Here is an 18,306-nt window from a genome sequence, read left to right as displayed (position 1 = left end):
AGGATTCCGGCGACCACGGTCGATGGGAGCTCGGATGGACGCTACCGAGGCGCTCGAGCAAGCAGGTCTCGCGTTTCAGGACCGCAGGTGGACCGACGCGACCGCACATTTCCGCGTGGCCGACGAACACCTGCCGCTCGAAGCAGGCGATCTCGATCGTGCCGCGCAGTGCGCATACCTGACGGGCAACGACGACGAATGCGTCCGCTTGCTCGAGCGCGCCGTCGGAGCACACGTCAACGACCGACCGGCCGCGGGCCAGAGTACCTTCTGGTTGGCCTACATCCTGTCGAGCCGCGGCGACTCTGCACGCGCCTCAGGGTGGCTCGCACGGGCCGCACACGCCCTCGAAGACGAGCCGCCGACAGATGCCGTCCGTTCGGTCCGAGCACTTCTCTCGGTGCCGCAGGCGATCGGGGCACTACTCGGTGGCGACCCGGAGTCGGCCCTTCCCACACTCACCGCAGCGCGCGAGATCGGTGTCGCGTGTGGGCATCACGACCTCGTTGCGCTCAGTGGTATCGGCGTCGGGCAAGCGCGCGTGCTGCTCGGTGACACTCGTTCAGGGCTCGCGGTGCTCGACGAAACCATGGTGGCGGTCACCACCGGCGAGATCTCCCCCATCGCCACCGGGATCCTGTACTGCGCCGTCATCATCACCTGCCATCAGACCTACCAGCTCCGGCGTGCCGCCGAGTGGACCCGCGCGCTGGGCGACTGGTGTGATGCCCAACCCGACCTGGTGCCGTTCCGCGGCCAATGCCTCGTCCATCGGGCCGAGATGCTGCACCTGCGCGGCGCGTGGAGCGATGCGATGGAACAAGTGCGGCTCGCATGCCGACGCCTGTCCGAGCCGGTCACCGACCCCGCGATCGGCATGGCCCACTACGAACTCGCCGAACTGCACCGACTGCGCGGCGAATTCTCGGCCGCGGATGCCGCGTATCGGCGCGCGGCACTTTCGGGACATGAAATCCAGCCGGGGATGGCTCTGCTCCGACTCGCGCAGGGTAACTTCACCAGCGCCTATGCTGGAATCCTTCGAGCACTCTCCGAGACGACGTCGCTCTGCCGCCCGCGGCTACTCGAAGCGGCGGTCGAGGTGGCGCTTGCAGACGGCGACGTCGCGCAAGCACGGCGCTACGCAGAAGAACTGGACGAGGTGGCATCCCGTGCGGAGTCGACGGCGCTCTCCGCTATGACCGCCCATGCATTCGGTGCGGTGCTGCTCGCGGAAGGTGAGCCGCATCCCGCCCTCGATCGGCTCCGCGCCGCGTGGCGATTGTGGCAAGACCTCGACGCGCCCTACGCCTGCGCACAGGTGCGCGTTCTGCAGGGCCGCTGCTGCGAGGCGCTCGGTGACCACGACACCGCGCTGATCGAGCTCGAATCGGCCGCAACGGTGTTCCAGGAACTCGGGGCCGTACCGGATCTGCAGCAACTGCGACAGTACATGCCACATCCGTCGACGCGTACGGGGCTGACCGCGCGCGAACTCGAAGTGCTGCGAGTCGTCGCCGCGGGACACACCAACCGAGAGATCGCCGAGGCCTTGGTCCTCAGCGAGAAGACGGTCGCCCGTCACCTGAGTAACATCTTCGCCAAGCTCGGCGTCTCGTCGCGCTCGGCCGCCACAGCATACGCATACGCGCACCGTCTCGTCTGACGCCCTACACAGAATTACCCATGCCGGCGCAGGCGATGATCTGCACAGATCTCCCGATGCGACAGCAACTGCGCCGAATCTACCGTCGAAACATGACTACCGCATCGCTCTCCCAGACAGGTGCGCTCCCCCGGGCCGAGAACGTCGACACCGTCGTCATCGGCGCCGGACAGGCCGGGCTGGCCACCGGATATCACCTCGCCCGCGCTGGTCGGCACTTCGTGATCCTTGACGCGAACCCCCGCCTGGGCGACAACTGGCGTTGCCATTGGGATTCGCTTCGGCTGTACAGCCCGGCCGGTCGCGACGGTCTACCCGGCATGACGTTTCCCGCGGAGCCCGATTCGTTCCCCGGGAAAGAGCAGGTGGCGGACTATCTCGAAACCTATGCGGAAGCGGCCGATCTGCCGGTGCGCACCGCCACGCGAGTGCATCGCATTGCACGCAGCGACGACGGGTTTCTCGTCGAGTGTGGCACAGCGCGGATCGTCGCGCGCAACGTCGTGGTCGCGACCGACACCTTCGGACGGGCCCCGGCCGTACCCGGCTTCGCGCACGAACTCGACCCGTCGATCCTCCAGCTGCACTCGAGCGAATACCGCAACCCCGAGCAGTTGCAGGACGGTCCGGTACTCGTGGTCGGCGCCTCGCATTCGGGCTGCGACATCGCATTCGAAGTCGCAGGCACACACCCCACGATCCTGTGCGGGCGCGACACCGGGCAGATTCCGGTTCCGTTGGAGACCCGCCGGATGCGTGCGGTCTTTCCCGTCCTCTGGTTCGTGTGGGGCCACGTCATGTCGCTGCGGACACCGATCGGGAGGAAGCTCCGGAATCACGAGCGTCTTCATGGCGCTCCGGCACTACGTGTCAAGCGCAAGGACCTGGTCGCAGCCGGTGTCGAACGTGTCACCGACCGCATGACCGGCGTTCGCGACGGGCGCCCCACGCTCGGCGACAACCAGGTTGTCGATGTCACAAACATACTCTGGTGCACCGGGTTCCGTCAGGACTACGGCTGGATAGACCTCCCCGTCGTCGGCGACGACGGGTGGCCGCTCGAACACCGCGGAGTCGTCGCGGGTGTTCCCGGACTGTACTTCACCGGCCTGGCGTTCCAGTCGTCGTTCCGATCCATGCTGATCGGGGGTGCCGGAGCCGATGCCCGGTTCGTCGTCGATCATCTCGTGGCGCACCGTCCGGAGAGGGTCGTCGAACGCGGTGCATGAGGGTCGCTATGCTCCCGGGCATGATCAGTCGGGGCACTACCGCATCGTTCATCGCAGTCGCCGTAGCACTTGTCACCGTCACAGCATGCGGCGACACGGTTTCCGGAGAGGCCACCGCCGCTGACCCGGCCACGTCCGCGGCACAGACCACATCGGCCGCGCCGACGACCACGACCACAACGACCACCACGACCACAGCACCTGTTCAAGCCGATCCCGCGGACTACGCGGGTTCACAGCCCGGCGTGTATTACTTCCTCTCCGAGAGCGGAAAGTTCGAGTGCGCGATCCTCACTCACACCGATCCTGTTGCGGGCTGTCAGGGCACCATGCCGTCGAGCGCACCCCGTGTTCCCGGCAGCGGAGCGGCGGACGTCATGGTGCCTGCGAACGTCGTGATCGTGGAATCGTCCGGAGAAGGTCAGTTCAGCAGCATCGGCGACATCGCGTTCATGGACCCCAACCGGACCGCACAAGTCCTTCCGTACGGGGAGGCGTTGAAGGTCAGCGTATTCACCTGCACCATCGACGAAAGCACCGGTGTGACGTGCGAGTCGGACGCGCACGGATTCACCGTGTCCTCCGACGACTACGAGTTGTGGTGAGTGTCCGTGTGCGTGTGTATCGCCCGGTAGCGGCGGATTCAGAAGCCGGCCAGGTCGGTGCGCGATACCGGCAGCATGAAGTCGCCGTCCGGTGCCCGCACCCACCACGCGCCAGTCGCGCGCTGTTCCGCCCTCGTGGTGTATCGGTATCGGAACACTCGGGCACGGACCAAAGCGGGAGGTACGTCCGGAAACGGGTTGTGACGCAGTAACCGCAGGGTGTCGGGGTCGTTGTCGAGGAGTCGCGCGACGAAACGCGGGAACCAGCCGGCAGCGTAGTCGCGCGAGATCGCGGCGAACCACATCAGCCAGTCGAGTCGACGGTGGTAGGGCGCGCATTGGCGAGGCCGACGGAACACGTCGCCGGGCTTGCCGTCGAATTGGTACTCGAGCCATTCGGTTGCCGGGGTGATCACCGCATCGGTGGTGCCCTCGACGATCACTTCCCTGCGGATTCGGGTGATGCTGCCGAACGCGCCGTAGGTGTTGACGAAATGCCACGGGTTGTACGACGCATTCATCGCCTGCCGCTTCGATATCAGGTTCCGCACCGGCCGATAGCTCAGAACCGCAACCAGAGCGGTCAGCGCGAGGACTGCCGCGGTGAACGGCTCGGGCGTAGGACCGAAGTCGGAGTTCGGGGTGATGAGGACGGCGTAGAAGCCGTCGGGCAGCACCGACAACGCCAGCACAATGGTGACCCAGTTCAACCACGCGAAATTGCCGCTGAGCACCAGCCACAGCTGCGTCACGATCATGATTCCGGCAGCGATCCCCGCGACAGGCTGCGGTGTGAACAACGCGAACGGGATCACGAGTTGGGTCACATGGTTGCCGACGACCTCGATCCGATGCAGCCACCTCGGCAAGTGGTGGAACCACCGGCTGAACGGGCCGGGCATCGGCTGGGTTTCGTGGTGGTAGTACAGGCAGGTCAGGTCGCGCCAGCAGCGGTCCCCGCGCCACTTGATCAGTCCCGCACCGAACTCGAGACGGAACAGCAACCACCGCAGCATGATCAACACCAGGGCTGGCGGTGCGGTCTCCGCGTTGCCGAGGAAGATCGCGAGTACGCCGACCTCGAGCAAGAGCGATTCCCATCCGAACGAGTACCAGATCTGCCCCACATTGACGATCGACAGGTACAGCACCCACAGCGTGAACCACACGAGCGTGCAGACGATCAACGGCAGACGCTCGGTGACACCCAGAACAGTCGAGGCCGCCAGAATCGCACCGAGTGTCGCTACTGAGGCGAAAGTGCGGTCGGTGAACCGCCAGTGGAACAGGCTCGGGGACGAGCGGAACGGGTGTTTCCGCACGAAGTCGGGCACCGGCAACATTCCTCGTTCACCGATCAGTGCACGGAACTGCAGTAGGGCGGCGAGGAACGCAATCAGGTACAGCGCAGCAAGGCCCCGGGTGACCAGCAGCCGCCCGATCACATACTCGTCCGCGTCCAACCAGTGCACTGTCGTGAGATCCCGTCCGCCCCGGGTGCGGGGCCGAGCACCGTCCCCCTACAGGGTGTCACGGCGGACGGACCCCGGTGTCAGATACGAGTCGCGTGGCTGCGAATCGTCCGGCGCAGCCCGCTCGCTCGCAGCACTTGACGTTCCACACCCGCGCGCACCGCCGCTTCCGTCCCGACGACCCGCACCTTGGACCGCGCACGCGTGATCGCGGTGTACAGCAGTTCGCGGGTGAGCAGTGAGGATCGTTCGTCGGGCAGGATCACCGACACGGTGCCGTACTGGCTGCCCTGACTCCGGTGGATCGTCATCGCGTACACGGTCTGCACCGCCGACAGTTGGCTCGGGTGGAGTACGAACGGCTGCTCGCCGCGTGCGAAGGCGGCTGCGAGTTCACCGTCGTCGCGGCGCACGACGACACCGGTATCGCCGTTGTAGATACGAGCCTCGTGGTCGTTGGCCGTCACCAACAGCGGCTGCCCCGGATACCATCGCTCGGGGTCGAGTCGACGGCCCGTCGATTCGCCGATCCACTCCATGGCCTGCCGCGCCCACCGCTGCACCCCGTACGGGCCGTCGCGGTGCGCGCACAGCAGACGGTGCGTCTCGAACCGTTCGAGCACTGCTTGAACGTCGCCGGCCAGAGCGGCTGCGGTGACGTCCCGAGCCGAGCCCACCACGTCGTGCCGCAGCGACTCGACGTCGTCGGGCCGGTGGAACGCGATCTCCGGCGCTCCGCTGTTCAGAATCTCCATGACCTTGTCGCCGTCGCCGTCGCGCACCGCGACGGCCAGGTGCGCGATCTCCCCGCCGAAGCGGCGGCCACGGCTCAACCGCACGATCCCACCCCGCAACCGGTCGTGTTCGCGGGAGCTGAAGGTGGCCTCGTTCGGATCGCCCGAAGCCTCGAGGTCCTGGGCTGCGGCCCTCCTGAACGCCGGGTTCACATCGCCGGAGACCGGACGCGCGATCAGGTCGGCGAGCACCGCACCGGCGTCGACGGAGGCGAGTTGGTCGGGGTCGCCGACCAGGACGAGGCGCGCATCGGGGCGGATCGCTTCGAGGAGCCGGCACATCATCGTCAGCGACACCATCGAGGTCTCGTCGACGACGATGAGATCGTACGGCAGGTGATTGTCGGCGTGGTACCGGAAGCGGGTGCGCCCGCGTTGCCAGCCCAGCATACGGTGCAGCGTCATGGCCGTCAGTCCCGTCGGCAGCGACAACACCGACTCCTGCTCGCGCACAGACTCCTGCAGACGTGCCGCGGCTTTACCGGTAGGTGCCGCCAGGCCGATGCGCAGACCCGGTCCGTGCATCGTCTCCAGCAGCGCGAGGATCCGCGCGACGGTGTGCGTCTTTCCGGTTCCCGGCCCGCCTGCGATGACGGTGGTGCGGTGTGTGGCGGCGAGCGCCGCCGCGACACGTTGACGATCGGGCGCCGGAGACGGCTTCGTACGATCGGACTGGTCGCGGAACAAGTCGTCGAGTGTGACAGCGAGCCGATCGTCGTCGACGGCGGGGAAGCTGTCGGCGCGGGCAGCGAGGATCTCCCGGATCGACTGTTCCTGCCGGAAGTACCGGTCGAGGTACAGCAGCGGCCCTTCGACCGTGTCGACGAGACGCAGCGGGCGCAGCGACCCGTGGTCGCTGCCGATCACGAGCGGACTGCGCTGCAGCGCGCCCAGCACCTCGCGGTCGGGTGGCCACGGCAGCGACTCCGGGTCGACCACCGGATTGCCGTCCTCGTCCTCCTCGACGGTGACGTCGCGCAGTCGCGTCAGGTCGAGGCACACCGAACCGGAGCGCACGGCACGGACCGCGAGGGCGGTGGCGAGGTGCACGTCTGCATTCGGTTCGCCGCCGAGGTTCGCGAGTCTCAGCGCGACGTGGACGTCGGCGGCGGCCAGCACCCCGGCCTCGTTGAACTCGCGCAGTGCGCCTTTACCCCGCTGCGCAATTCGGGCTTCGATCACGGTAGTGCCCTTCCCGCAAGCAGATCCGACAGGTCGGTGACGAGCACGGCGGGTGGCGTCCAGTCGAACACGCCGCTGCCGGGGGGACTGGCCGGCCCCGCCATGCCGCGCACGAACAGGTACTGCGCGCCACCGAGATGGGTCTTCGGATCGTAGCCGGGCAGGCGCCACCTCAGATATCGGTGTAGCGCAACCGAATACAACAGTGCCTGCATTGGATAGTGAGCTCGGATCATCTCCGCTGCCATCGCGCTGCGGGTGTAGTGCCCCGTGGTCAGTTCCCCGGGGGCGAGCCGGTTGGTCTTGTAGTCGATTACGACGAACCGAGGTCCGTCGACGCGCAGGACGGCATCGATACTGCCCGTGAGGTATCCGCGCAACGGTACCGGCTCGAGAGTATGCACGTGATCGGCGTACCCGAACAGCGGATCGTCGGGCTCGAGGTGATGTCGTAGCAGGTCGGAGACCTGCCCCAGGGTGACCGTCGTGGCGGCGGGATCGTCGCCGCCCGCCAGCGGCAACTCGAAGTCGAGCTCCGCGAGCCTGTCTTTCGGCGGGAAGTCGGCGAGCGTCCGGCCGAGCCGGCCGAGCGGGGTGTGCAGGACGGGAAGCAGCGCGTGCGCGAGTTCGTCGGGATCGATGTCGGACAGCCGCTGCGCCACCACGATCCGACAGCATTCGGCGAGTTCGGCTTCGAGGTCTGCGCTGGCGGTGTCGACGATTTCGAGTACGGCGTGGACGAGCGTGCCGAAAACCGTGCCGCCGGGCAGGTGGTTCATGGTCGACGGGATTCCCTCCACCGGGGAATCGGGCGTCGCCAACGGAGGTTCTTCCGGCTCGTCGTCCGTCTCCGGTTCTTCGATCTCGCTGCCGACACCGACACCGTCGTGCGCCGAGGCAGTGAGCGCCGAATACGAGGTGCGCCGCCACGCGCTGTCGAGTACCCGGGTGAACTGTGCAGCTTCCAGAGACGCCGCACCGGGCCGCGGCTTCGACCAACTGATCGCCTTCTTACCGACGACCCCCGTGGCTTCCACGGAGATCCGGCCGCCGGCGGTCTTCGCCCACGACTCGAACTGATCGGCCATCACCGAGTCTGCGGGAATTCCTGCTGCAGGCGCAACCTCGGAGGTGCCTGGTTTGCGGGCGAACAACACACGGTGCAGCGGTGAGCGGGCGGTCCCGTAGGACGGAGCCCACCACAGAGTGAGCTGACAGCACGCGCGGGTCAGTGCCACATACAGCAGGCGGAGTTCCTCCCCGGCTTCCTCGGCCTCGTGGGTGCGGCGCCGCTCGCCGTAGCCCGGGCTCCCCTCACCGCCGACGTCCAGGATGCGGCGGCCGCCATCGTGCAGCAGCAGCGTGTCGGGGTACGGATTCTTGGCCGCATCCCATGCGTACGGCACGTAGACGACCGGGAATTCGAGCCCCTTGCTGCCGTGCACCGTGAGGATCTGTACGGCGGCGGCGTCGCTGTCCAGTCGGCGACTGCGGTCGGAGCTGCCTCGGCCCGGATCGTTCATCCGGTCTTCGAACCATCGCGCCAGCGCCGCAATACCGAACGAGTCGGAGGTGGCGGCGTCGTCGAGCAACTCCGCGATGTGCCGAAGGTCGGTCAGGTGCCGCTCCCCCGACGCCGTTCGCAGCAGCCGCGCCTCGAGTCGGCTCACGGTGGCGAGGCGCTCGAACAGGGCAGCGAATCCGGACTGTGCGAACACCATCACCAGGTCACGGAGCACACCCCCGACCTGCGCGATCAATTCGTCGCCGCGTGCAACGAGCTCTTCTGCGGTGTATCCGAGCAGCGGTGTCAGCGCTGCGAGACGCACCCGATCGGCGCGGTGCGCTTGCTCGAGCGCCTGCAGTACCCATAGCCACTGCTGGGCTGCGGGGGTGGTGAACACGCTCGTACCACCGGCGAGGACGCATGGCACACCCGTCCGTTGCAGTTCCTCGTACACCAGGGACACCTGGGCGTGCGTCCGCACGAGAATCGCAATATGGCCGGGTTCCATCGACTCCGGGCGCCCGCCTCGTTCGATCGTGGCGTCGCTGTCGAGCAGCGCGACCACATCGGCAGCGACGTCGCGGGCAACATTGACTCGCAGCGGCCCGATCGTCGGGTATCCCGACTTGCCCAGTGGTCCGGCGCCGGTACGCGGCAGGTGACGCAGACGCAGGGGAGGTCTTCCCGCGAGACGCGTCCCGTTGCGTGCCGCGTCGACCCGATGCACGACAATCCTCGAATCTCCCAGTGCTGCACCGCCATACACACATTCAAGTGCGGCGATCAGGTCAGGGTCGCTACGCCAGTTGGTGGTGAGCTCTCGGTGCGCGTCGGACGTGTTCACCGCATCGAGGTAGCTCAGCACCTCCGCTCCACGGAAGGCGTAGATCGCCTGCTTCGGGTCGCCGACCAGCACCAGAGTACTGTGGCCGTGAAACGCCCGATGGAGGATCTCCCACTGCTTGGGGTCCGTGTCCTGGAATTCGTCGACGAGGACCACACCGAATCGTGCGCGGATCCGCCGGCATGCGGCCGCACCGTACTCGGGATCGCTCAACACACGGTGCAGCAGCGCGAGCTGGTCGTCGAAGTCGCGCAGCCCCGTCATTCGCTTCCGGCGCTCGACCTCCGCACGTACCTGGTGCGCGAACTCGACGCGTTCCCCCGCCGGCGTTCCATCGGCGTGTTCGGGGGCGAGCGTCGCCTGCTGGTCGAAGATCGCTGCGCGGGCGGCGATCTTGGCTTCTGCGTAGGAGATCGGTGGCTCGCATCGAGCGTACCGACGCAGGTAGATGTCGGCGATGACCTCGAGCGTGAGATCGTCGACGTCCTCGACCACCGTGACGTGGGGTTCACGCTCGCCGGCGATACCGAGCTCGTCGAGCATGCGCTGGCAGAACCCGTGTGTCGTGGCGATGGTCGCGGCGTCGAAATCCGACAAGGCCTGCCGCAGGCGGGTGCGACGGTTGCCGACGTCATGAGCAGCCAGATACCGGATCAGCGGATCGCTGCCGGCTGCAGCTACCTGCGGGTGCGCAAGGGCATCGACGACCTCGGCGAACCGCGCGCGGGTCCGTTCCCGGAGTTCCTGCGTAGCTGCGCGACTGAAGGTGACGAGCAGTAGGTCGGACAGGTCGGTGATACCTTCGGCCACGTAACGGGTCGCAAGACCCACGATCGCGTAGGTCTTCCCGGTCCCGGCCGACGCTTCGAGTACCGTCGTCCCCGTCGGGAGCGCACCGAGTAGATCGAAACCCGTTGCGGTCGATACTGTCACGTTGTCCGGCGCTGTCGCGTTGTCGGTCATTGCGTCTTCCCGCACGATGTCACTTTCCATCACGGACGTCCCTGTGTTTCCGCTGCCAGCAGCGGTTCCCACAACCGGCGTGACAGCACGCCGAACCGGGTCGGGTCGTCGAACCAGGTGCGTTCGTCTACCAGCGGTTCGGCAGCGATCAGATCCCCGAACCCGACGCCGCTGCCGTACAGGTACTGCACGTGCCGGTCCTTCCCATCGCCGAATTTTCCGCCGAACTCGCCCCCTGCGGAATCAAGTGCCGTGTCGGCGGAGCCACCGCGGGCACGCTGCTCCGCATACGATGCGGACGCTCCCGTCGTCAGAGGGAGCGCCGCACCCAGGCCGCGGTCGCGGAGGTCTACGAGCTGCAGGAGCAGTTCGTGGGCGTTGTCGGGCGCCACCATCGTCGAACGCCACGCCGGCATCCGACCGCGGCCGCGCCCCGTGGTCACGGCCTGCCATCTGCCGTCATGGCCGGATGCGACGACGGCGAGGAGCTGGACCCATGCGGTGATCCGGTGCTTGGCAGACAACTTCGAGAAGATGCTGCGTGCGATCACGTTGCCGTGGAGCCCACCGACCGTACCGGTGAGCCGTCGCCCACCGCCCAGGTCCACCATCGTGTCGATGGTGGTGGACCGGCCGCGGTGCACGGCCGCACACGCGGACACAAGGTGTTCCACCGCATTGGTGATGTCGTCGAGCGAACTCTCGCCGAGTGCATACGGCGGGAGCGTCCCTCGGCGCCATTCCGCGGCCCGAAAGTCGGCTGCGGACACACCTGCGAGCCGAGATTCGAGCATGCGATCGCCGAGACTCCAGCGGGCCAACGGGTCGAGACCGACATCGAGCGCATCGGCCGCGCCTTCGTCGAGTTCGGGAATACGGATGCCGAGCCGTTGCCGCAGGAAACCCTGTGTGGGATGCACGAGATACGCGACGAGGTCGGCGAGGTCGATGTCGGTCTGCTGTTCGGGCTGGGCGAGGAGCATCTGAGCGAGAGCAGGGGTCGCGTCCGCCGTGACCGGGCTCTGTGCCGCGCGGGCACCGGCGAGCGCCGTCTCGTCGAAACTGAACGGCGCATCGGGCAGGAAGTTCCGGGCGTCGAAGGGCTGCAGCGGATGGTGTCGGACCACCGAAGTGACGCCGGCATCCGCGCCACCGATCATCGTGGCGACCACGTCTCGTACTTCGCTGAGCGGAATAGCGGGCGGTCGAGGTGCACCGGTGACCGGATCGGCACCGGTATAGAACAGCAGCACCTTCTCGCCCGCCGACATGATCGCGTCGAGCAGCAACTGCCGGTCTTCGCTTCGAGGATCGCGTTCACCGATGCGGGGGTTCTGAGTGAGCACGTCGTCGCCGTCGATGTGTGCGCTGCGGGGGAAGACGTCGTCGTCGAGTCCGAGTAGCACCACCACCCGATGGGGTACCGAGCGCATCGGCACCATGGTGCACACCGTCAGCTCGCCGGTGCGGAAGTTCGCCCGGGTGGGTCGACCGGCCAATCGGCTGGCGAGCATCGCCCGCACGTCGGCAAGTCGCAGCTCGGCGTCGCCGCTGTGTTCGACCGCCGCGCCGATCTCGCGATGCGCCTGCGCTCGTTGCCAAGCGTCGGCGGTGGGAACGTCCACCAACAGATCGAGTGCGTGGGCGAGCGCCTCCGCCCACTGCTCCGCGGCTTGTGGCCGACGCAGAACCCACAACGCTTTGTCGAGCCGGTCCACGTACTCGGCGAATCGCCCAGCGAGATCGATGTCGTTGCTCTCTACGTCGTCGAGCGGCATTGCGAGAGCGAGCCATTCGCTGTCGGTACCGTCTGCGGTGACTCCGAGCAGGACCCGGTCGAGTGCGGTGCCGAAGGTGTTCTGTGGGAAGTCGGCGAGCCCGAACGCGCTGCGTTGGCGTGTGCCCAGACCCCAGCGGGCGCCTGATTCGGTGGTCCATTCCTGCAGTCGCTCGAGGTCGTCGTCGTCGAAGGAGAACATCTGCCGGACCGGCGCCGATGCAGCGAGGTCGAGTGCGTCGCTCGCGGTGACGCGCGCATCGGCGAGGTCCAGCAGGGCGGCCACCACAGACAGCACCGGGTTGGTGCGACGCAGTCCGCGGTCGGCGAGGCGGACCCGCAGGCGGTGCCCGGGGTGTCCGCCGACGTCCTGGCCGAACGATGTCGCGACGAGCGGCGCGTAGGTGTCGACGTCCGGGCACATGACGATGACGTCGCGAGGATCGAGCGTCGGATCGTCCTCGAACAGGTGCAACAGACATTCGCGGAGCACTTCGACCTGGCGAGTAGGCCCGTGACACGCGTGGATCTGCACGGTGTCATCGACCCGTGGCCCTCCCGATCGCGTCGTTCGCCCCGAAACCCCCCGTCGCGTCGGAGCGCGATCGGCCCGGATGTCGGCCTGCAGCCTGCCGAGCAGCGTGTCGGGTGGCGCAGGCACGTCATGCAGTTCGTCCACCGCGCCGAGCTCGGACAACCTGCCCTGCAGTTCGCGGACGTCGCGAGCGAGCGCAGCGAGGAGGGGATGAGTGACAAGATCGACACTGCGGTCGTCCGCGCGCCGCAAGGCCGGCTCGCAGGCCGAGAGGTTCGCCCACATCCGAGGACTCGCGTGTGGCAACCACAGATGGACGTCTCGGCGGGCACCCAGCGCCGCCAGCACCTCGAGTTGCACCCGGTCCAGGCGGGTCGGCCCGAACAGCGACAGTCGATCGGGTAGCCCGACGATGCCGGGCTCGGCCCGCAGACGCGCGCACATCTCGTCGAGCCGCTGAGCGGGGCTGTCGACACCGAGGCGGTCGCGCAGGCGGCGCCACAGCTCGGCCTGCCACCTCAAGTGCTCGCCGAGCGGAGCGCCTGTGCCGTCGGTGTCGTGCCCGTCGGCCCAGTCGGTGAGCATGCGCGGCCGTTGCTGACCGTAGCTGCGCAGCAGGTCGCGGAGGTGTTCGGCGGTGGCGTAGCGACGGCCGGCCCGGTGATCGTCGGCACCGTGGCCGAGGTGCCGCGTCAGCGCTGCGCACCACGGTTGGCCGAGGCTTTCGTCGATGACGTCGAGCAGCGTCCACAGCACACGCGACGGATGCCACGGATCGTCGTCGGGGGTGGTTCCCGCGGCAGCGGACAACGCCTCGTCGACGAGGCGGGCCGGTGACGGGAAGGCGATGTTCGCGGCGACCCCATCGCCTGCGACAGCACCGAGCACGGTCGACAGCCGCTGGGTGAGCCAGCGCTCGATCCCGCGGGCCGGAACCGCGACGACCTCGTGGGCGAACGGGTCGGGCAGCGGGGTGGACAGAAGCTCGGCGAGTGCATCGGCCAACGTGTCGGTGCACTCGGCACGATGCAGTCTCAGCACGCGCAGCTCCCCCTCGTTGTCGTTCATCCGTCGGCTACGGCTTATCACACCGCGCCGACAGATGCCGACGGCCTGCGCTTCCCGAACGTCAGAGCAGGGACGTTGCTCCGAACACTGCAACCGCGTGGCTCCCCGACACCGACACCACATCGCCGGCCTTCAACTGCCTCCGTGGACTACGCACGGGAAAGTGGTTGACGCATACTGCGCCTTCCATGAGCAACGCTGCGGCTTCACCTCCGGAGGCGGCCAGGCCACTTTCCTGGAGGAATCCGAACAGCGAGTCGGGCACGAGTGCCTGCATGCATTCGATGGTCGCGGGGTAATGCATCAACACGGTCACCGGCCGGTGATGATCAGGTGAACTCGCGACGAACTGAGCTCACCCGGGCAGGAGCGGGTCGAGACGGCTGTTCTGGAACGAGCGGATGAGCCATTGCCCATCCGTCTTCAACGCGACAGTCGTATTCCGCGACAACGCCTCGTCGCTGCACTCCGTCTCGCCGTTCCAGAGCACACACCCGGTGCGGATGATGATGGCCATGTCCGGTCGGGGAAAGGCGATGTTCTCGGAGACTTCCTTCAGCTCGGTGCCGCCGACGTAGGTGTCGAAGAAGTACTGCATGCCCGATGCGATTTCGTCGTGGCCGTGCAACCGGTCGCCGCTGAAGGTCACCACGTCGGCATCGTGCGTGTGGATCGCGGCATACGCTTCACCGTCACCAGTGCTCCACGCGTCGTGCTGACGCACGCGCAGGTCTTCTATCGCTTGAAGGTCTGATGCGAGTTCTTGCGCTGCAGTCGGTGGCGCGGCCCCCGCAGTTGGGACACCGCCGAGCAGCGTGGCCGCTCCGAACAGGAGCGTGAGCACTGTGCTTCGCCGTTTCGACATCGGGACTCCTTCGACTGCTGGAGATTCTCGATGTCGAGTGTGCGTGGTACGACGTCGGGAGACATCCGGGACACTACCCATTTCGTCCCCCAGATCACACCCTCGAGGCACCACCTCCGCCGGGAATATCGAACAGTGGAAGCTGATCCCTCAGCGCCAACGCCGTGCATTCCGCGTGGTACTTCTCGCCGAGCTCGCGCGCCACATGTGCGGGGCATCCGAGCTCGGTCGCGATCTGCTCCCAGGTGTATCCGGCTTCGCGTTGCTCCCATGCGAAACCGCCATCGTCATCCCACGGCGCCGACATGGCCCGATACTGCGCCTACTACGTGCCGCCCGCAACGACCAGTGTCGGCGTGTCGCATATCACACGTCTCAGCTCGTCCCGGGGCGGATGCGCGACGCGACCGACCCCACGCATCTGCCCACTCCCACCGCGGCCGCAATCGACCGGCCGAGAGTGTTGGACATTCCTCTCTTCGGCAACCTCGACAACATGGGAACCAAAGAGGTCAGGCTCTCGAACCCGTTGCCGCCCCCCACCTCCGAGCATGCACCTGCAACCCTGACCGCCACGAGTTGATGAGTATCAAGCGCGCTGTGCGCCATCCCCGAGATCGGCACGAGGACCGCCCCGGGAATCAGTTCCACGATGCGTTCCGCGACGGGGCGCGGCGTGCGTAGATCACGCTCACCGGACAGCACCGCTGTGGGCCAGGTGAACTCGGGGATCAGGGAAGGTAGGTCGAACGGTTCCGCGTCGTACGCCGGATGCGGCCCCGCCGCCGCAAAGATCGACTGAGGGTCGAGCGGGTCTCCGTCGACGGGGAGGCCGAACCCCAGTTCGCGGTACATGATGCCCCGCACGAGATCGGTCTCCGCATAATAGGGCACCCCTGCGCCGCTGACCTCGGATCGGCCGAGTCCGCTCACCGTGCGCCAGGTTCGACGCAAGCGTCCACGAATGCGCTCGCGCAGGAGATCACGAAGCACGTCCGGCCCGGCGAATTCGTAGGTGATCTGCACTATTTCGCTGATCTCATCCTGCGGAAGGCCGGCATCGATCGCGTCCCGTACTGCCTCGGCGACCGATGCAAGTTCGGGGTCGGCGCCGTCCAGAAGCTGTCGTCGACGGTACGCACGCGCCATCTCGAGATCCTGTTCGACAGACAGCACCGGCGAATCCAGGATCATGCTCGCGACACGCGCCGGGTGTCGCACCCCGAACCCCTGCGCCAGGAAGGTCCCGTACGACGAGCCGTAGACGACCGCGCGCGGCACGTCGGCGTGGTCCAGGACCGCAGCAATATCGTCGACGGCACGCTCGATCGTCACTGCCTCGCCCGGAAGGTCGTGTCCGCGTTCGTCTCGGCGGGACAACCCGACGCCACGATGCTCCACCATGATCACGTCGAGTCCGTCGCGGGCCGCGAGTGCCCGAATCCGCTGGTACGGCACGGCCGATGCCAGCCCGGGCCCGCCGGGGAGGATCAGGACCGGAACGCGACCGCGCGGACCCGTACGGAGATAGGTGAGGCGAAAGCGGGCATCGGTGCCGTCGCCGACCGGCCTGTCCACCCGATGCCCATCGCGTTGCGCGATGCGGCGTGCGGTGCGCTCCGGTCCCGTTCGTTGTGCATCAGAAGACGTTCGAGTGGCACGCGATCGAAATCCCATACCACCCGAACATACGGCACGGGGGGCCGCCGGAGCGGCCCCACCGACTTACTTGGCTGCGAGCCAGTCGTTCAGTTCCTTCTGGTCGGCACTCACGATGCTCTCGACCATCTGGATGACGAGGCCCTCGACCTGTCCGCCGACGACCGGGATCTTCACGGCAACTTCGCCCGTGACCTCGACGACAGAACCGCCCGATGCGGAGGAGCGCAGTTCGGAGCGGCCTTCGATCGAGACGGGCAGGCTCGACGAGCCGCCGGTCATCGTGCCCTGCGCGTGGCCGCCGTCGAGTGCGTTCCACTCGTCTGCCCGGTTCATCTCCAGCGGGCCGCGCAGGATGCCACGAACCACGGCGGGTAGACCCGAGGGGTCCGTCTGCCCGGTGATCTCGACTCGGATCGTCCCGGGACCGCCCGGAGCGGACACGGTGATCGAGCTGCCCTCGGCGTCGGCTCCGCCTCTGCCCTTCCAGTACTGCTCGCTGGTCAGGGCAGCATGCACCGCGTCGACGCCGTGCTCGAATTCGGTGGTGAAGGTAAATGCTTTCGACATGGCGGGAAGAATAGCTCCCCCACATCACAGCTCCGCCACGGGATCACCCGCGTCGGCACGCACCCGTGACGCATGCCCGTCCGACGCGAGAACTTCACAACAGCGCGGCAAGAGCGGGTGCGCCGAAGCCGATCGCAGCGGCCGCCGCAGCTCCGAGTAGCGGAGAACCCGCAACGAAGGCCATTGCGAGACCGCCGAGTACGACCATGATCACCAGGAGCACGACGCCTGCCGCTCCGCTCTCGGTCAGCGCTCGGTCGCGAGTCGCGGTGTCGATCCGTACGGGTGTCGCAGTGACCATCGCTTCGTCCCTACTTTCGACTCATTCGATCTAGGGTTCGGGAAATCGTGTTCCCCGTTGCGGCGCTGCCCAAACACGCGCGACCGGTTCTTACCCGGTCGGTCGGATCGATTCTTCGCTGGGAGCAGTGCGCACGAGTTCCGCGAGTTCATCGAGGGGCACTGCGAGGACCTGCGCCAATGCGGCTACCGTCGCGAATGCGGGTGTCGCCATCCGACCGGCTTCGATCTTGCGGAGAGTTTCGGGGGAGATCCCCGCCTCACTCCCAATCTCGGCGAGCGTGCGCGTACCGCGCGCCGCGCGGAGGCGGCCACCGAGGCGCCGGCCGGCGGCGAGCTGTTCCGGGGTGAGCGGGAGACGAACCATACGCATGATCCTACACCGATTGGTATTAAAATACCGGTATCGTTGTTGTCTCCTACGTTCGAAGGACTGCAGATGCTCGAGCTCAAGACACCCGGAGAAGTTGCCGCCATGCGCGTCACCGGTACCTTCATCGCCGATTTGCTCGCCGACCTCTCGAACAGGGCCGAGCCCGGCGTGAACCTCCTCGACCTCGAAGAGCGTGCCCGCGATCTCATCGCAGAGCGCGGCGCGGTGTCCTGCTACTGGGACTACTCTCCCTCGTTCGGGCGCGGCCCGTTCCGCAATGTCATCTGCTTGTCTGTCAACGACGCCGTGCTGCACGGACTCCCCCACGACTACACGTTGCGCGACGGCGATCTCCTGAGCATGGACATCGCTGTCTCGATCGACGGCTGGGTCGCTGATTCGGCACGAAGCATCATCGTCGGCACACCGAGGGTCGAAGACCTACGGTTGATCGACGCGACGAGGCACGCACTCGACGCGGGAATTGCGGCCGCGCGCCCCGGCAACAGGCTGGGCGACATCTCCGCGGCCATCGGCACGGTCGCGGCCGAATACGGATATCCGGTCAACACCGAGTTCGGTGGACACGGCCTGGGGCGCACCATGCATGAGGACCCGCACGTCTCGAACACCGGACGAGCGGGACGAGGCCTGGTCCTGCGGCCCGGACTCACCCTCGCCCTCGAACCGTGGTTCGCGGCGGGAACCGACAAGATCGTGTACGACGCGGACGGTTGGACCATCCGGTCAGCGGACGGTTCACGCACCGCGCACAGCGAACACACCATCGCAGTCACCGATGACGTCGCGCAGGTCCTGACTCTCCCCGCCGCCTGACAGCTATGCAGTCACCTTCCGAACGAAGGTGATCGTGCGGTCGAGGGCATCGCGGACGTC

Annotated in this window: 15 protein-coding genes; 4 read left to right on the top strand and 11 right to left on the bottom strand. The window is 67.0% G+C overall.

The window, feature by feature from the left end:
* Positions 1-34: 34 nt before the first annotated feature.
* The 3 genes from ACZI8W_RS01755 (at position 35) to ACZI8W_RS01745 (ending at position 3,500) form a co-directional block, all read left to right on the top strand.
* Entirely contained in the window at positions 35-1,666 is a 1,632-nt protein-coding gene (locus tag ACZI8W_RS01755) for a helix-turn-helix transcriptional regulator (protein ID WP_463366764.1), read from the top strand.
* A 92-nt stretch (positions 1,667-1,758) separates the two neighbouring features.
* Positions 1,759-2,895 carry a flavin-containing monooxygenase gene (locus tag ACZI8W_RS01750; RefSeq protein WP_463366763.1) on the top strand — a complete coding sequence of 379 codons (1,137 nt, stop codon included), beginning with the start codon at positions 1,759-1,761 and terminating at the stop codon, positions 2,893-2,895.
* A gap of 20 nt (positions 2,896-2,915) precedes the next feature.
* The gene (locus tag ACZI8W_RS01745; protein WP_463366762.1) at positions 2,916-3,500 is read left to right on the top strand and encodes a hypothetical protein; all 585 of its coding nucleotides are present in this window, start codon (positions 2,916-2,918) and stop codon (positions 3,498-3,500) included.
* A gap of 38 nt (positions 3,501-3,538) precedes the next feature.
* Here ACZI8W_RS01745 and ACZI8W_RS01740 read toward each other — a convergent pair whose 3' ends face one another.
* The 11 genes from ACZI8W_RS01740 to ACZI8W_RS01690 form a co-directional block, all read right to left on the bottom strand.
* Positions 3,539-4,972, bottom strand: a complete 1,434-nt coding sequence (locus tag ACZI8W_RS01740) for a lipase maturation factor family protein (RefSeq protein ID WP_463366761.1) — start codon at positions 4,970-4,972, stop codon at positions 3,539-3,541.
* Between the two features lie 80 nt (positions 4,973-5,052).
* Positions 5,053-6,948 (bottom strand): exodeoxyribonuclease V subunit alpha, encoded by a 1,896-nt coding sequence (recD, locus tag ACZI8W_RS01735; protein WP_463366760.1) that lies wholly within the window; start codon positions 6,946-6,948, stop codon positions 5,053-5,055.
* Positions 6,945-10,262, bottom strand: a complete 3,318-nt coding sequence (locus ACZI8W_RS01730; RefSeq protein ID WP_463366759.1) for a UvrD-helicase domain-containing protein — start codon at positions 10,260-10,262, stop codon at positions 6,945-6,947. Before ACZI8W_RS01730 ends, recD begins: the two co-directional genes overlap by 4 nt.
* A gap of 29 nt (positions 10,263-10,291) precedes the next feature.
* Complete coding sequence (gene recC / locus ACZI8W_RS01725) at positions 10,292-13,615, bottom strand: exodeoxyribonuclease V subunit gamma (protein ID WP_463367024.1); 3,324 nt, start codon at positions 13,613-13,615, stop codon at positions 10,292-10,294.
* 88 nt (positions 13,616-13,703) lie between these two features.
* Entirely contained in the window at positions 13,704-13,919 is a 216-nt protein-coding gene (locus ACZI8W_RS01720; protein ID WP_463366758.1) for an RNA-binding S4 domain-containing protein, read from the bottom strand.
* A 78-nt stretch (positions 13,920-13,997) separates the two neighbouring features.
* A complete protein-coding gene (locus tag ACZI8W_RS01715; protein ID WP_463366757.1) occupies positions 13,998-14,507 on the bottom strand; it encodes an SgcJ/EcaC family oxidoreductase in 510 nt (169 codons plus the stop codon).
* 94 nt (positions 14,508-14,601) lie between these two features.
* Entirely contained in the window at positions 14,602-14,814 is a 213-nt protein-coding gene (locus ACZI8W_RS01710) for a hypothetical protein (protein WP_463366756.1), read from the bottom strand.
* A 68-nt stretch (positions 14,815-14,882) separates the two neighbouring features.
* Entirely contained in the window at positions 14,883-16,085 is a 1,203-nt protein-coding gene (locus tag ACZI8W_RS01705) for an alpha/beta fold hydrolase (RefSeq protein ID WP_463366755.1), read from the bottom strand.
* Between the two features lie 147 nt (positions 16,086-16,232).
* A complete protein-coding gene (locus ACZI8W_RS01700; protein ID WP_463366754.1) occupies positions 16,233-16,736 on the bottom strand; it encodes a DUF2505 domain-containing protein in 504 nt (167 codons plus the stop codon).
* Between the two features lie 94 nt (positions 16,737-16,830).
* Positions 16,831-17,037 carry a hypothetical protein gene (locus ACZI8W_RS01695; RefSeq protein ID WP_463366753.1) on the bottom strand — a complete coding sequence of 69 codons (207 nt, stop codon included), beginning with the start codon at positions 17,035-17,037 and terminating at the stop codon, positions 16,831-16,833.
* Positions 17,038-17,127: 90 nt separating this feature from the next.
* Entirely contained in the window at positions 17,128-17,403 is a 276-nt protein-coding gene (locus ACZI8W_RS01690; RefSeq protein ID WP_463366752.1) for a helix-turn-helix domain-containing protein, read from the bottom strand.
* A gap of 72 nt (positions 17,404-17,475) precedes the next feature.
* Between ACZI8W_RS01690 and map the strand changes: the two genes are divergently transcribed.
* Complete coding sequence (map, locus tag ACZI8W_RS01685) at positions 17,476-18,246, top strand: type I methionyl aminopeptidase (protein WP_463366751.1); 771 nt, start codon at positions 17,476-17,478, stop codon at positions 18,244-18,246.
* Positions 18,247-18,306: the final 60 nt, after the last annotated feature.

Source organism: Rhodococcus ruitaii (genome assembly GCF_055230935.1).
This window is presented reverse-complemented; position numbering and strand designations above follow the sequence as displayed.